Here is a 14,691-nt window from a genome sequence, read left to right as displayed (position 1 = left end):
CTAACTCCATGCGACTAATCGTTGTTAGCGGGCACTCAGGTGCCGGTAAAAGTATTGCGCTTCGTGTACTGGAAGACTTAGGTTACTACTGTGTTGATAACCTGCCAGTTAACTTGCTGGACGCATTTGTTCATTCTGTTGCTGACAGCAAACAGAATGTTGCAGTCAGCATTGATATTCGTAATATTCCTAAAAAGCTAAAAGAACTGACGAGTACACTAGAACAGTTAAAAACTGAGCTTGATGTGACCGTGCTTTTCTTGGACGCTAATAAAGAAACGCTACTCAAACGCTACAGCGAAACACGCCGAATTCACCCGTTATCTTTAGGTGGCACCTCCCTCTCGCTCGATCAAGCCATCGAGCGTGAGAAGCAAATTTTGACGCCACTCAAAGCGCATGCAGATCTGGTCCTAAATAGTAGTGGGCAGTCTTTGCATGAATTGAGTGAAACCGTGCGTATGCGCGTTGAAGGCAGAGATCGCAAAGGGCTCGTTATGGTATTTGAGTCTTTTGGTTTTAAATACGGCCTGCCTTCCGATGCCGATTACGTATTTGACGTTCGCTTCTTACCTAACCCACATTGGGAACCAGCACTACGCCCGCTTACAGGTCTGGATGCTCCTATCGCCGCATTTTTAGAGCAACACCAATCGGTGTTAAGTTTGAAATATCAAATTGAAAGCTTTATAGAGAATTGGTTACCTCTGCTTGAGAAAAACAACCGCAGCTACCTGACCGTTGCAATCGGTTGTACTGGTGGTAAGCACCGCTCGGTGTACTTAACTCAGCAAATCGGTGAATACTTCGCCAACAAAGGACACCAAGTACAAATTCGCCATACCTCACTAGAGAAAAACGCTAAGGAGTAGCCGTGGAGTTAAGTCGTAAAGTATTGATTCAAAACCGCCTTGGCTTACATGCTCGTGCAGCAGTCAAACTGGTCGAACTGGCACAGAGCTTTGAAGCGGTCATCACCATCGACAATGAAGAAGACAAAACCGCCACAGCAGACAGCGTAATGGGCCTGTTAATGCTAGAGTCCGCTCAAGGGCAATACGTTACGATCCACGCAACGGGTGGGCAAGCGGAAGAAGCACTGGATGCCGTTTGCCACTTGATCGAAGATAAATTTGATGAAGGCGAGTAGTTTACTCGCTTTTTTCTTACCTCCCATTATCTTTCTCTTCCCTGACCTAATAAATAAATTTGCTTAGTATCATAAGTTGTTATTAAAAGGCGCCTAGAATTAAGTTATTATTCAACGCATTGTAAATATCAGGAATTGGGAGGAATGAATGGCAGAGCAAATTGAATTCGACCAAGCTCACCAAGCCCTCCAAGAAGTCACAGAAGCGCTAGAAAATGGCCGCTTCGTCCATGTTCGTCGTCAATTACAGGACATGGAACCTGAGGATATCGCTCACCTTTTAGAAGCCTCCCCACGGAAGAGCCGTGAAGTTCTTTGGCAACTCACCGACCCTGAAGATTATGGTGAAATCCTTGACGAGCTGAACGAAGACGTCAAAGACAGCCTCGTATCCAAAATGGCACCAGAAGCGCTTGCAGAAGCGACAGAAGGCATGGATACCGATGACGTGGCTTACGTACTGCGTAGCTTGCCTGACAACCTGTCACGCGAAGTCCTGTCGCAAATGGACTCATCTGACCGCCTACGGGTCGAAACCGCCCTATCCTACCCAGAAGACACCGCGGGTGGACTGATGAACACCGACGTCATCACAATTCGTGGTGACGTAGATGTGGACGTAGTTTTACGTTATCTACGTATGAAAGGCGAGCTTCCAGAAGCTACGGATGCCCTGTATGTGATCGATGAAGAGAGTAAGCTCATCGGTGAACTGCCGATCACGACGCTTATTACCACTCAGCCAGACGTAAAAATCATTGATGTAATGGAAGACGCGGACGAGGCCATCACCGTCGATACTAGCGACTCAGATGTTGCGAGTCTGTTCGAACGCCGTAATTGGGTATCTGCACCTGTTGTTGATGAAAACTTGCATTTGGTCGGTCGTATCACCATCGATGACGTGGTTGACGTTATTCGTGAAGACGCGGAACACTCGATGATGAGTATGGCGGGTATGGACGATGACGAAGATACTTTCGCGCCTGTTGTAAAATCAGCTCGCAAACGCAGTATCTGGCTTGGCGCTAACGTATTAGCCGCCCTTGCTGCTGCTTCCGTTTCTAATATGTTTGAGGCCACATTAGATCAAATGGCGGCCATTGCGGTATTGATGACGATTGTTCCGTCCATGGGTGGTGTCGCTGGTAACCAAACCGTCGCACTAGTGATTCGTGGTCTTGCTCTTGGTCATATCGGTGACTCAAACAAACGCGAACTGTTAATGAAAGAAGCCTCGATCGGCTTACTCAACGGTATCATGTGGGCGCTGATTATTGGTGGTATTGTTGTTGCTTGGAAAGGTAACTGGATGCTAGGAGGAATCATTTCCGCCGCCATGCTGACCAACTTATTGGTCGCAGGTATTGCAGGAGTAACGATTCCAATCCTATTGAAAAAAATGAACATCGATCCTGCTTTAGCTGGTGGTATGGCATTAACAACGGTGACGGATGTGATTGGTTTATCTGTCTTCTTAGGGCTTGCCACAATACTGATTACCTAACAGAAAAAACGAAAAAGCCTGATGAACACATCAGGCTTTTTTGATTCTGAATTGCTAGAACAGCTTATTCACCCGCCACTTTCATGGTATCCAGTAGGATAGAGCCCGTTTGGATTTGTGAGCGCGTTTCAATATCACTACCAACCGCCACAATCTTGGTGAACATGTCTTTTAGATTACCTGCGATGGTAATTTCTGATACTGGGTATTGGATTTCGCCATTCTCAACCCAGAAGCCTGCGGCACCGCGAGAGTAATCACCCGTTACCACGTTCACACCTTGTCCCATGACTTCTGTCACTAGAAGACCAGTACCGAGCTCTTTAAGCATTTGTTCGAAGTTTTGGCCTGTCGACTTCACGTACCAGTTATGAATCCCACCAGCGTGACCTGTCGGCGTCATCTTCATTTTACGTGCGGCATAACTGGTTAACAGATAAGTTGCTAGCACACCGTCGGTAATGATCTCACGGTCTTGAGTGTACACACCTTCACTATCGAATGGACTTGATGCCAAACCACGCAATACATGCGGACGTTCTGAGATATTGAACCATTCAGGAAGCACTTGTTTGCCTAGATGGTCAAGTAAGAAAGAAGATTTTCGGTACAAGTTACCACCGCTGATCGCCATAACGAGATGGCCAATCAAGCCTGTCGCAACATCAGCCGCAAACATGATTGGGTATTGACCTGTTTTTAGACGCTGCGCATCTAAGCGGTTAACCGTATTCTCTGCCGCCTTACGGCCCACCGTTTCTGGGGTCCATAAGTCATCACGATGACGTGCCACGGTGTAGCTGTAATCACGTTCCATCTCGCCGTTTTGACCAACGCCAATTACACAACAGCTAGTACTATGGCGGCTAGACGCATAACTAGCTAATAAGCCATGGCTATTGCCATACACTTTCACGCCGTAATGACTATCATAACTCGCGCCATCACTTTGCTTGATTGCATTGTTATAACTTAGCGCCTCTTTTTCTGCTGCAATCGCCACATTGGCAGCATAGTCTGGATCGGGTGCGTCTGGGTGGAAAAGATCAAGCTCAGGGATCTCTTGCACCATGTATTCTTTTGCTGCAGGGCCTGCAAATGGGTCTTCAGATGTGTAATGTGCAATATCTAGCGCCGCTATAACGGTTTGCTCGATTGCAGCTTCACTTAAATCAGACGTGGAAGCACTGCCTTTGCGTTGACCTCGGTAAACGGTAATGCCCAGCGCACCATCGCTATTGAACTCGACATTTTCTACTTCACCCATACGAGTTGAAACACTTAAACCAGTGCTTTTAGTAATTGCGACTTCGGCGGCGTCAGATTTTGCCGATGCAAGCTTTAAGGCTCTTGCGACGGCTTGCTCTAGCTCGGTACGTTGCTCAGCAACCTGCTGTTTAATATCCATTGTCTTTCACATCTTGTCTTTGATGAACAATAGGATAACAAGAATTTCGCTTTCTCCCCATGATTCTTGTTAAAATAGTCATAATATTAATCAAAACACAGGCAACTGAAATGGCACGTAAGAATCAAAAAGCGCCATGGGAACCAGAAGAAGAGATCATCTGGGTAAGTAAATCCGAGATGAAGCGAGACATGGAAGAACTGCAAAAGCTAGGTGAGGAGCTTGTCGGCCTCAAACCTTCAGTTCTAGAAAAGTTTCCATTGAGCGAAGATTTGCGAGAAGCAATTGCTGACGCGCAACGCTTTAAAAATGAAGCGCGTCGTCGCCAATTACAACGTATCGGTAAATTGATGCGTTACGAAGATCCAGAGCCAATCCAAGCCGCACTGGATAAAATTCGTAATAAGCACTCTCAATTAACGGCGGTATTCCACAAACTTGAAGCGTTGCGTGATCGCGTAGTGGAAGAAGGCGACAAAGCCATTGATGACGTAATGGAAATGTACCCAGAAGCGGATCGTCAGCGTCTACGCCAACTTGCTCGCCAAGCAGCGAAAGAGAAAAAAGCTGGGAAACCAGCAAAAGCGTACCGCGAAATCTTTCAGATCCTTAAAGGTCTAAACGAAGAAGAGTTTTAATTCGACGGCTCAAGCAATGAGCATTCGATTTAAACGCAAAAAGCAGACGTCAATGTCTGCTTTTTTTATCTTTGGTTTTACTGTCAGCGTTACACTAAGCGATTAACGAGGTCTCCGCGCTCGAAAGCGTTAATGTTCTCAATCAGGATTTCCGCTAAACGTTGGATCGAAGAGTCGCTACCCCATGCAACATGCGGTGTCAGTAACAAATTAGGTAAACTCATATTGGCAATCAGCGGATTGCTCTCATCAGCTGGTTCTTGTGTAAAAACATCAAAACCAGCCGCTGCAATTTCTTGCTGTTTTAAGGCATCCACCAGCGCGCTCTCATCCACCAAACCTCCACGCCCTGTATTAATCAAAATGGCGTTGGACTTCATTTGTTGCAACTCTGCTTGACCAATTAAATTCTGAGTATGATCGTTAAGCGGGCAATGCAAAGTCAGCGCATCGGAGCGTTTTAATACTTCCTCAAACGACACATAACCAGGCCGACATTCTGCCGCCCCTTTACGCTCAGAAAACAACACGGTCATTCCTAACGCTTGAGCCAGATTCGCCGTCGCTTGCCCTAGCGCCCCACTACCAACAACACCTAACGTGTTACCACCAATATCCCCGATTGGGTGAGTAAAAAAACAAAACTGCTGGTTACGCTGCCACTCACCTGCGGCAATATCTTGGTGGTACCCAAATAAATTCCGTCTTAAAGCGAATAACATTGCCATCACGTGCTCGGGCACCGAACGCGTCGCGTAACCACGTACATTAGCAACCGCAATATCATGATTAGCACAGTAGTTCACATCGACGTTGTTAAAACCAGTTGCGGCAACCGCGATCATCCGTAATTTTGGTAGTTGCTCTAATACATGTTGGTCAAGCACGACTTTATTGCTAATCACGATATCGGCATCTGCTAACCTTTCTATTACCTGCCCAGGCGCAGTTAGGTCGTACTCACGCCAGTGGTGCGGAAAGCCAGGTCGTGGGATCTCAATATGTTCTGGGATGGTCGCTCGATCTAAAAATACGATGCTTGGCAAAGACATAACAACTCCTTGTTCACGGCTGAAAGACAGGATACATCAACCACAGTAACGAAATAGCCAAAAATAGCGAACTAGAAAGAACCGCTGTTGAGTGCAATTGGCATTAAGGGTGTGGCAACGTTTTATAATCAGGCAATGTACGCTCTGGCGAAAAATATTTAAAGATCATCGCCTCGGCTTCAGAATAAAAGTCACAGGGTACAAAAATACTGCTCAGCTGATCCGTAGCTGGATGATAAAAACTTAGCTCCGCTGCGTGCAACTCTAAACGTTCTGAAAACTGATACGCCTCTTCGCTTGCATAAAACTCATCACCCACAATCGCATGACCAATCGCCATCAAATGCACGCGTAACTGATGCGATCGACCAGTAATGGGCAGTAGTCGCACAACGGTCGTATGAGTGCCATCAGGGTGCACTTCACGCTTCACTACTTGGAATAAAGTTTGAGATGGTTTGCCGTCGTCAAAACATACTTTTTGTCGTGGACGATTTGGCCAATCACAAATTAATGGAAGATCAATATTCCCTTCTTGCGGCTCAACATGCCCCCAAACACGTGCGTAATACACCTTGTGAGTGAGGCGATATTGGAACTGCTTTTTTAATGCTCGCTCCGCGGGTTTGTTTTTCGCCAGCAACATCAACCCTGATGTCGACATATCCAAGCGATGCACAACTTGAATTTCTGGATGCAACTCTTTGAGGCGGCTCCACATGCTGTCGTAATGCTCTGCAAGGCGACCAGGGACAGACAGCAGCCCTGATGGCTTATTCACTGCCAGAATGTCGTCATCCTCAAAAACGATATCAACCCAAGGGTCGGTGGGAGGGGTATATTCAAGCATTGCCATGGGAGATCTCTACAAAATAAAAACGCCGCGATTATATACCCAAATAGCACCCAGATGCAGGGTTCGGAAGAAAAGTTCAACCCAATAAAACAAAGTCAATCCTTTAGCATAAAAACTAAAAATAGCACGTTGTAAATTTAGTTTGACAACAAGACGCATAACTGAATAGAGTGCTAGATGCACACAGCATGATATTCGCAAAGAATACTTAAAATAAATACACCAAAACACAGCATTTAAAAGACATTACCGTTGCGCAGTATAGGGCGATCGCTCAGCCTGTCATGTACTGCGGTATGTATCTCTTTAGAAAGATACATAAGATAAAAAGGACAATAAGCAATGGACTCCGCCGTTATAGATAAACCCCAATCCAAACTTTCCTTATTTTTTCGTTCGCTAGGCCCCGGCATATTAATGGCATCTGCTGCGGTCGGTGGCTCTCACCTCGTGGCATCAACCAAGGCTGGTGCGATTTATGGTTGGCAATTGGCTGCACTGATTCTGCTCGTAAACCTGTTTAAATACCCTTTTTTCCGAGCGGGCGTACAGTACACCATGGGGACAGGGCTCACCTTGGTTGAGGGCTACGCGAAATTAGGTCGGCCTTATCTATGGCTATTTCTATTTCTTAGCGTGGTATCGGCCGTCATCAATACCGCCGCTTTGTTGATGTTTAGCGCTAGCTTGCTGGGCTACTTCATTCCGTTTTCACTATCAATGGCATCACTCAGCATCATTGTGATTGTCACCTGCCTGATCATATTATTTGCTGGCCATTACAAAGCGCTCGATACGCTATCTAAGGTGATCATGTCGGTGTTAACCATCGCGACTTTACTCGCTGTTTCTATCGCCTTTGGTAACCCTGTTGAGCAAGTAGCCAACTTCGAGCCGCCGTCACCTTGGTCTATTGCGGCTATTGGTTTTATCGTCGTGACAATGGGGTGGATGCCTGCACCGATAGAGATCTCCTGTTTAACCTCAGCATGGCTAAAACGCCAATCAAGCCAGCAAGAAGTAACATACCGCTCTGCTCTATTTGACTTTAATGTCGGTTATATTGGCACGGCGTTTCTTGCCATTATCTTTGTATCGCTAGGCTCTTTGATGCTTTATGGATCTGGCGTTGCGCTTGAAAGCTCTGGCGTTGGCTTCTCCCACCAATTGGTTGGCTTATATGCGGCAACGATTGGCGAATGGTCTCGTTACTTGATCGCGGTAATTGCGTTTTTCTGTATCTTTGGCAGCACGATTACCGTTATTGATGGCTACTCGCGCGTTATTTCGGATTCTCAACGCCTACTGCGCTCGCAACCAGACACTAACCCTAAAACCACTTCAGCGATCATGCTGGTAGTCTCCTTACTTGCATTGGGTATTGTGGTTTTCTGGGCTTCTGCGTTATTGCCTATGCTGAACTTTGCGATGATCCTCGCCTTTATGACCACGCCATTCTTTGCTCTGCTAAATTACACCTTAGTGAGCAAAACTGAGTTACCTGAGCCTTTGGCTGTTGGACCTAAACTAAAGTGGTTGTCGATTGCAGGCCTGATTTACTTGTTTGGCTTCTTGGCTGTATTTATCTGGTGGAAGTGGTTGATGTAAATGAGATAGCTATCAGTGATTAATGCATTCCGCTTAAAGAAACTAAACCGTAAATAAAGAAAAAGGTCTTCAACTGAAGACCTTTTTAATGAGCAATAAATACTTACTTAGTTGTGGCTCACCACAATCAAACGCAGCGAGTCGAGCTGAACCTGAGCTTGGTTGATGTAACCAGTGAGCTCTTTAATTTGTGCGTCGATAGCTTCAATTTCTTCGTCACGAATATTTGGGTTCACCGCTTTCAGTGCTTGCAAACGCTCAAGCTCTGCATTCAAACTGTGCTGCATATCTTGATGAGCTTGTTTGCGTACTTCTTCGACCTTCTCTTCAATAAGAACATCACCGGCTTCAATTAAGCGGTGTACGTCTTTCTGTACCGACGTAACCAACTTGCTACCTAAGTGACGGTTTACAGGGCTGAGCTGGCGGTTAAAGCTTTCAAACTCCACTTGAGCAGACAAATCATTACCACGCGAGTCCATCATTAAACGGATTGGCGTTTTCGGTAAGAAGCGCGCGATACCACTGCGTTTTGGCGCTTGCGCATCTACCGCGTAAATCAACTCAAGAAGAATAGTCCCGACTGGTAACGCTTTGTTTTTCAATAGAGATACCGCAGACGTCCCCACCCCTTCACTCATAAGAAGATCGATACCACCCTGGATCATTGGGTGTTCCCAACTGATAAAGTGCATATCTTCACGAGATAAAGCCGTATCACGATCAAACGTGATCGTCGCTCCTTCGTATGGCAGACCTGGGTAGCTTGGCACCATCATGTGCTCAGATGGGGTCACAATCAGGGCGTTTTCACCTTTATCGTCTTGATTCAAGCCAATCGTGTCAAAAAGAGAAAGTGCGAAGGTGACCAGATTGGTATCGCCGTCAGTTGATTCAATTTTCTCAACGATTTGTTGTGCTTTTTCCCCGCCATTTGAATGCATTTCTAATAGGCGATCACGGCCTTGCTCCAATTGGGATTTCAGCTCTTTATTCATTTTTGCTGACGCTTCAATGATCTCATCTAGCGTGCTGGTATCACCAGAGGCAAGAATTTCAATCAGATCATCGGAGTACTTATCGTAAACAGCACGGCCTGTTGGGCAGGTTTCCGCAAAAGCGTTCAGGCCTTCATCGAACCAACGTGCTAGGATCGCTTGCGATGTGCCTTTCAGGTAAGGAACATGAATGTCGATATCGCGATTTTGACCGATACGGTCCAAACGACCAATACGTTGCTCAAGCAAGTCTGGGTTAAATGGCAAGTCGAACATGACAAGTTGGTTGGCAAACTGGAAGTTACGACCTTCAGAGCCGATTTCGCTACAGATAAGAACTTGTGCTCCACCTTCTTCTTGCGCAAAGTAAGCCGCCGCTTTGTCACGTTCAAGAATCGACATACCTTCGTGGAAAACGGTGGCGCGGATACCTTCACGCTCACGCAGTGCTTGCTCCAATTGCAGTGCGGTACTCGCACGAGAAGCAATCACGAGGATTTTCTCGCTGCGCTTCTCTTTTACTTTTTCAAGCAACCAATTCACACGCGAGTCAAACTGCCACCAGCTCGCGTCATCGCCTTCAAATTCTTGGAAAATTTCTTCCGGGTAAAGGTTCTTCATCGCACGTGCTTCAGAACTCATCTTACCGCCAATCATTCCAGCAACACGCATTGATGTAGTGTATTGCGGTGGAATATCCATTGGCATCAGATGCACGTTACGCGTAGGGAAGCCTTTGATGGCCGCGCGCGTGTTACGGAACAAAACACGCCCTGTACCATGACGATCCATCAAGTTATCGATCAGCTCTTGGCGTGCCGACGCTTTAGCTTCTTCGTCCGCTTCACTTTCAATAATACGGAAAAGTGGTTCTACGTCTTGTTCAGACAACAACTCAGTGATCTGGTTTTTTGCTTCATTAGGTAGCTTTTCACCGGAAAAGAGTGAAGTAATCGCATCTGCTACGGGCGCGTATTGCTCTTCTTCCTCAACGAATGCTTCGTAATCATAGAAGCGGTCTGGATCCAACAAACGCAGACGAGCAAAGTGACTCTCACGACCAAGCTGCTCTGGCGTTGCAGTCAGTAGCAACACACCAGGAGTACGTTCAGCCAAGCCTTCTACCACTTGGTATTCGCGACTTGGTTTGTCTTGACTCCACTCTAGGTGGTGCGCTTCATCGACAACCAGTAGGTCCCATTCACCTTCCAGTGCTTGTTCAAAACGCTTGCGGCTCTTGCGTAGGAAATCCAAAGAACACAGCACATATTGCTGAGTATCAAATGGGTTTTCTGCATCCGCAAACGCTTCGATACAGCGCTCTTCGTCAAAGATAGAGAAATGCAGATTGAAACGACGCATCATCTCAACCAGCCATTGATGCTGCAGTGTTTCAGGCACCACAATCAAAATGCGTTCGGCACGACCAGACAGAACTTGTTGGTGGATGATCATGCCCGCTTCGATGGTTTTACCCAAACCTACCTCATCCGCCAATAAGACGCGTGGCGCGTGACGACGGCCAACTTCGTGCGCGATGTAAAGCTGATGAGGGATCAAACCTGCACGCATACCACATAGGCCACGCATTGGGCTCTTATGCTGCTCAAACTGGTTGGTTAGCGCACGGTAACGCAGAACAAAGTTGTCCATACGGTCGATTTGACCGGCGTACAACTTATCTTGAGGTTTGTTAAAACGAATTTGGTTGCTAAGGAAAATCTCACGCAGAACAACAGCGGTTTCTTGCGTGTCTTCACGAGTACCGAAATAGGTGTAAAGACCTTCATCTTCCAGTACTTCTTCTACTTTTAGAGACCAACCTTCTTGGCAATCGATGACATCCCCAACATTAAAGGTGACTCGGGTAACAGGTGCATCGTTACGTGCGTAAACTCGGTTTTCCTCTGACGCTGCAAACATCAATGTCACAGTACGAGCATCCATTGCTACAACGGTACCTAAACCTAAATCGCTTTCCGTATCGCTAATCCAGCGCTGCCCCAAAGCAAATGTCATGAATTGACTACCTCGTTATTAGTTCTTGATTCGTATTTCTTGTTGGTCTACTCATGCCCGTAGGCATGGATAATAGTTTAGATCTGATTCTGGCTTCTGCTATGCCGGTAGCATTCGTCATTCCAGTATGAGCTGAGTATTTTTTAAGCCAGCTCAACATGATAAATCGGACGTAGCCTATACGCAGAAAAAGGTCGCTAATCTTACTTGAAGCTGTGATTTAGGTCACGCCGAAACCGCACCAAGCAGAAACTTTTTTTCCCAAACTCTAAATGCAATCAAATTGTAAAATACTCATGCCAATTATTAAGTTGTAGAACGTAAATATTACGTATACTTCTAATGAGGGGCGTTTAAAACCATTGCATATGATTTAAGCGCGTTAGTACACGATTAGGATCAACACGGGTTTGCAGTAAGTTGTCTTGCTACTCGGTTGCACACTAGCCGACATCAGCCCGACAACCTCTATTGCAAGCAATCAGAGTTAGGTCACTTCACACCTATTTGGAAACGACCTAACAACTCGCATGCAGAGCCGTACTACGGCAAGGAGACGCTATGGGCGATACCGATCGGAAACTGTTTGTACTCGATACCAACATTCTTCTTCATGAACCCTTTGCCATCTTCTCTTTCCAAGAACACGATGTCGTTATCCCCATGACCGTGTTGGAAGAACTCGACCGAATCAAAGACAGTAAGCGCGACGTTGCAAGAGATGCGCGCGTGGCTATTCGCACCTTGGAAGATTTGTTTAAAGAAGCAACGCCAGATGAAATCTCTGAAGGCATTCCTGTTTCTAAAGACAACCCCGACCAGGGTACTATTTCCATTTTGGCGGATTTTGAACTGCAGGAAACCGTCAAAGCCTTCGCCGACAAAGCCGGTGACAACCGTATTCTCAACGCGGTGCTTTATCTGCAAAATAAACGTGCACCACGTGAAGTGGTACTGATCACGAAAGACATCAACATGCGTCTGCGAGCCAAAGGGGCTGGTGTACGCTTTGTTGAGGACTATAGAACCGACCAACTGATTGACGACATTCAATACCTAACCAAAGGCTTTCAATTGCGTGAAGGGGATTTCTGGAGCGGTATTGAGGAAGTAGAAAGCTATGCACTGGGCGGAAAAACTTACCACAAACTCAGTCGCGAACCCTTCGACCCAACCTTTATCAACCAATACGTTATTGATGAAGACAGTGACTTTGCTGGTCGCGTAGAAACCATCAATGAAGACAAGCTAACGCTTCTCGACCTGAGCCGCGAACGCCTAATGCATCGCAAGGCTTGGGACATCACACCTAAAAATATCTACCAGGGAATGGCGTTAGATGCCTTACTCGATCCAGAAATTGACTTGGTGATTCTAACGGGTGCGGCGGGTAGTGGTAAGACATTACTGGCAATGGCAGCAGCATTGGAGCAAACCATTGAAAAAAGCATGTTCGATAAAATTATCGTAACACGTAACACGCCAGATATCGGTGAATCCATCGGCTTCTTACCCGGCTCCGAAGAGGAGAAAATGATGCCGTGGTTAGCGGCGGTGACCGATACCTTGGAAGCACTACATAAACACGATCACTGCACTGAAGGCTCATTGAAGTACATCTGCGATAAAGCCAACATTCAATTTAAATCGATCAACTTTATGCGTGGCCGTTCGATTCAAAATGCGTTTGTACTGCTTGATGAGTGTCAAAACCTCACTGCATCACAAATCAAAACCATCATTACCCGCTGTGGTGAAGGAACCAAAATCGTCTGCTCCGGTAACTTGGCGCAGATTGACTCTCATTACCTCACCCCAGTGACATCAGGATTGACGTACATGGTTGAGCGCTTCAAGAACTTTGAAGGCAGCGCGAATATTCACCTTAACGGCGTGGTTCGTAGCCGCTTGGCGGAATTTGCTGAAGAAAACCTGTAATTGACACCGACTCACAAAGCAAAAGAGCGCTCTAATGAGCGCTCTTTTTATAACGATTCAACTGAGTTACTCAGTGCCACCCACTGTCAGTGAGTCCAGTTTCAAGGTCGGCTGACCAACACCAACTGGCACACTTTGACCTGCTTTACCACATACGCCAACGCCCTTGTCGATACTTAGGTCGTTACCGACCATAGAGACTTGCTGCATTGCTTCGATACCTGAGCCAATCAACGTCGCACCTTTAACAGGGCGCGTAATTTTACCGTTTTCAATCAAGTATGCTTCGGATGCAGAGAACACAAACTTACCCGAAGTAATGTCCACCTGGCCGCCACCAAAGTTTGGCGCATACAACCCTTTCTCGACCGTCGAGATTATTTCTTCTGGCGTATGTTCACCTGGTAGCATGTAGGTGTTGGTCATACGCGGCATTGGTAAATGTGCATAAGACTCACGACGACCGTTACCTGTTGGGTTCACATCCATTAACCGCGCGTTTAGCTTGTCTTGCATGTAACCTTTCAGCACACCATTTTCGATAAGCGTGTTGTACTGGCCGTTTACCCCTTCATCATCCACATTCAGTGAACCACGAAGGTCTTTTAACGTGCCATCATCGACGATGGTACACAGCGAAGACGTCACTTGTTGACCCATTTTGCCAGAGAAAACCGAAGATTCCTTCCGGTTAAAATCACCTTCTAGGCCATGACCTACCGCTTCGTGTAGCAACACGCCAGGCCAGCCAGAACCCAATACCACTGGCATCATGCCAGCTGGTGCTGCTTCTGCTTCAAGGTTGATTAACGCCATGCGAATCGCTTCGTCTGCGTAATGAAAAGCTTGTTTCACACCATTGCTTTCCGTTAAAAAGAAATCGTAACCGAAACGGCCGCCGCCACCAGCGCTACCGCGTTCACGTCGTTCACCTTTTTGTGCGAGCACGCTAATAGACAAACGCACCAAAGGACGAATATCGCCTGCATAAGTACCGTCTGTTGCCGCAACAAGCATCTGCTCATGCACACCGCTGATGCTGATCGAAACTTCTTTAATCAATGGTTCTTTAGTGCGGATGTAAGCATCTAGAGATTTGAGTAATTCTGTTTTTTGCTGCTTTTCCCATTCAGCTAGTGGATTCACAGCGGCGTAGTACGCTTGGTTTTCGGTGCGTTTAAACGCTTGGACTTTACCATTCTGCCCTTGCTGAGCAATACCGCGCGCCGCCATTGCACTCTGCTTCAGGCCTTCAGGCTGGATTTGATCAGAGTAGGCAAAGCCGGTTTTCTCGCCAGTTACTGCACGGACACCAACACCACAATCAATGTTAAAAGAGCCATCTTTGATGATGCTGTCTTCTAGAACCAGAGACTCATGCCAGCTGGACTGAAAGTAAATGTCCGCATAATCGATCTGGCGCGTCGCAATGCTGGCAAGCGTGTCAGCAATGTCTTGTTCTGTCAGACCATTTGGGGCAAGGAGTGCCTGTTCTATTTGGTTTGTGCTCATAGTTA

The 14,691-nt window shown here is 46.6% G+C and carries 11 protein-coding genes; 6 read left to right on the top strand and 5 right to left on the bottom strand.

Annotated features, from left to right (window positions below):
• The first annotated feature begins 8 nt into the window (after positions 1-8).
• The 3 genes from rapZ (at position 9) to mgtE (ending at position 2,657) form a co-directional block, all read left to right on the top strand.
• Complete coding sequence (gene rapZ / locus R7O03_RS17165; RefSeq protein ID WP_005381118.1) at positions 9-872, top strand: RNase adapter RapZ; 864 nt, start codon at positions 9-11, stop codon at positions 870-872.
• 2 nt (positions 873-874) lie between these two features.
• The gene (locus R7O03_RS17160) at positions 875-1,150 is read left to right on the top strand and encodes an HPr family phosphocarrier protein (protein ID WP_005381120.1); all 276 of its coding nucleotides are present in this window, start codon (positions 875-877) and stop codon (positions 1,148-1,150) included.
• 148 nt (positions 1,151-1,298) lie between these two features.
• Positions 1,299-2,657, top strand: coding sequence for a magnesium transporter (gene mgtE / locus R7O03_RS17155; RefSeq protein WP_005381121.1), 1,359 nt, complete (start codon positions 1,299-1,301; stop codon positions 2,655-2,657).
• A gap of 64 nt (positions 2,658-2,721) precedes the next feature.
• On the opposite strand, the gene pmbA is transcribed toward mgtE, so the two are convergent.
• Positions 2,722-4,065, bottom strand: coding sequence for a metalloprotease PmbA (gene pmbA / locus R7O03_RS17150; RefSeq protein ID WP_054577139.1), 1,344 nt, complete (start codon positions 4,063-4,065; stop codon positions 2,722-2,724).
• A 110-nt stretch (positions 4,066-4,175) separates the two neighbouring features.
• Between pmbA and yjgA the strand changes: the two genes are divergently transcribed.
• Positions 4,176-4,703 (top strand): ribosome biogenesis factor YjgA, encoded by a 528-nt coding sequence (yjgA, locus tag R7O03_RS17145; protein ID WP_005381124.1) that lies wholly within the window; start codon positions 4,176-4,178, stop codon positions 4,701-4,703.
• An 89-nt stretch (positions 4,704-4,792) separates the two neighbouring features.
• Here yjgA and R7O03_RS17140 read toward each other — a convergent pair whose 3' ends face one another.
• On the bottom strand, positions 4,793-5,755 hold the full coding sequence (locus R7O03_RS17140) for a D-2-hydroxyacid dehydrogenase (RefSeq protein WP_318131906.1): 963 nt from the start codon (positions 5,753-5,755) through the stop codon (positions 4,793-4,795).
• Between the two features lie 103 nt (positions 5,756-5,858).
• The gene (gene rluA, locus R7O03_RS17135; protein ID WP_256903341.1) at positions 5,859-6,611 is read right to left on the bottom strand and encodes a bifunctional tRNA pseudouridine(32) synthase/23S rRNA pseudouridine(746) synthase RluA; all 753 of its coding nucleotides are present in this window, start codon (positions 6,609-6,611) and stop codon (positions 5,859-5,861) included.
• Positions 6,612-6,953: 342 nt separating this feature from the next.
• Between rluA and R7O03_RS17130 the strand changes: the two genes are divergently transcribed.
• A complete protein-coding gene (locus R7O03_RS17130) occupies positions 6,954-8,219 on the top strand; it encodes an NRAMP family divalent metal transporter (RefSeq protein WP_005381130.1) in 1,266 nt (421 codons plus the stop codon).
• Positions 8,220-8,326: 107 nt separating this feature from the next.
• On the opposite strand, the gene rapA is transcribed toward R7O03_RS17130, so the two are convergent.
• Positions 8,327-11,236 (bottom strand): RNA polymerase-associated protein RapA, encoded by a 2,910-nt coding sequence (gene rapA / locus R7O03_RS17125; RefSeq protein WP_005388434.1) that lies wholly within the window; start codon positions 11,234-11,236, stop codon positions 8,327-8,329.
• A 561-nt stretch (positions 11,237-11,797) separates the two neighbouring features.
• Here rapA and R7O03_RS17120 point away from each other — a divergent pair.
• Positions 11,798-13,174: a PhoH family protein gene (locus tag R7O03_RS17120; RefSeq protein WP_005381133.1), complete on the top strand. Its 1,377-nt coding sequence runs from the start codon at positions 11,798-11,800 to the stop codon at positions 13,172-13,174.
• 66 nt (positions 13,175-13,240) lie between these two features.
• Here the strand turns inward: R7O03_RS17120 and tldD are convergent, their stop codons facing one another.
• Positions 13,241-14,686 carry a metalloprotease TldD gene (gene tldD / locus R7O03_RS17115; RefSeq protein ID WP_151514346.1) on the bottom strand — a complete coding sequence of 482 codons (1,446 nt, stop codon included), beginning with the start codon at positions 14,684-14,686 and terminating at the stop codon, positions 13,241-13,243.
• Positions 14,687-14,691 lie beyond the last annotated feature (5 nt).

This window comes from Vibrio sp. Vb2960 (assembly GCF_033337665.1).
Taxonomy (GTDB): Bacteria; Pseudomonadota; Gammaproteobacteria; order Enterobacterales; family Vibrionaceae; genus Vibrio; species Vibrio alginolyticus.
Note: the sequence above shows the minus strand (reverse complement) of the source record. Positions and strands in the feature narration are given on the sequence as shown.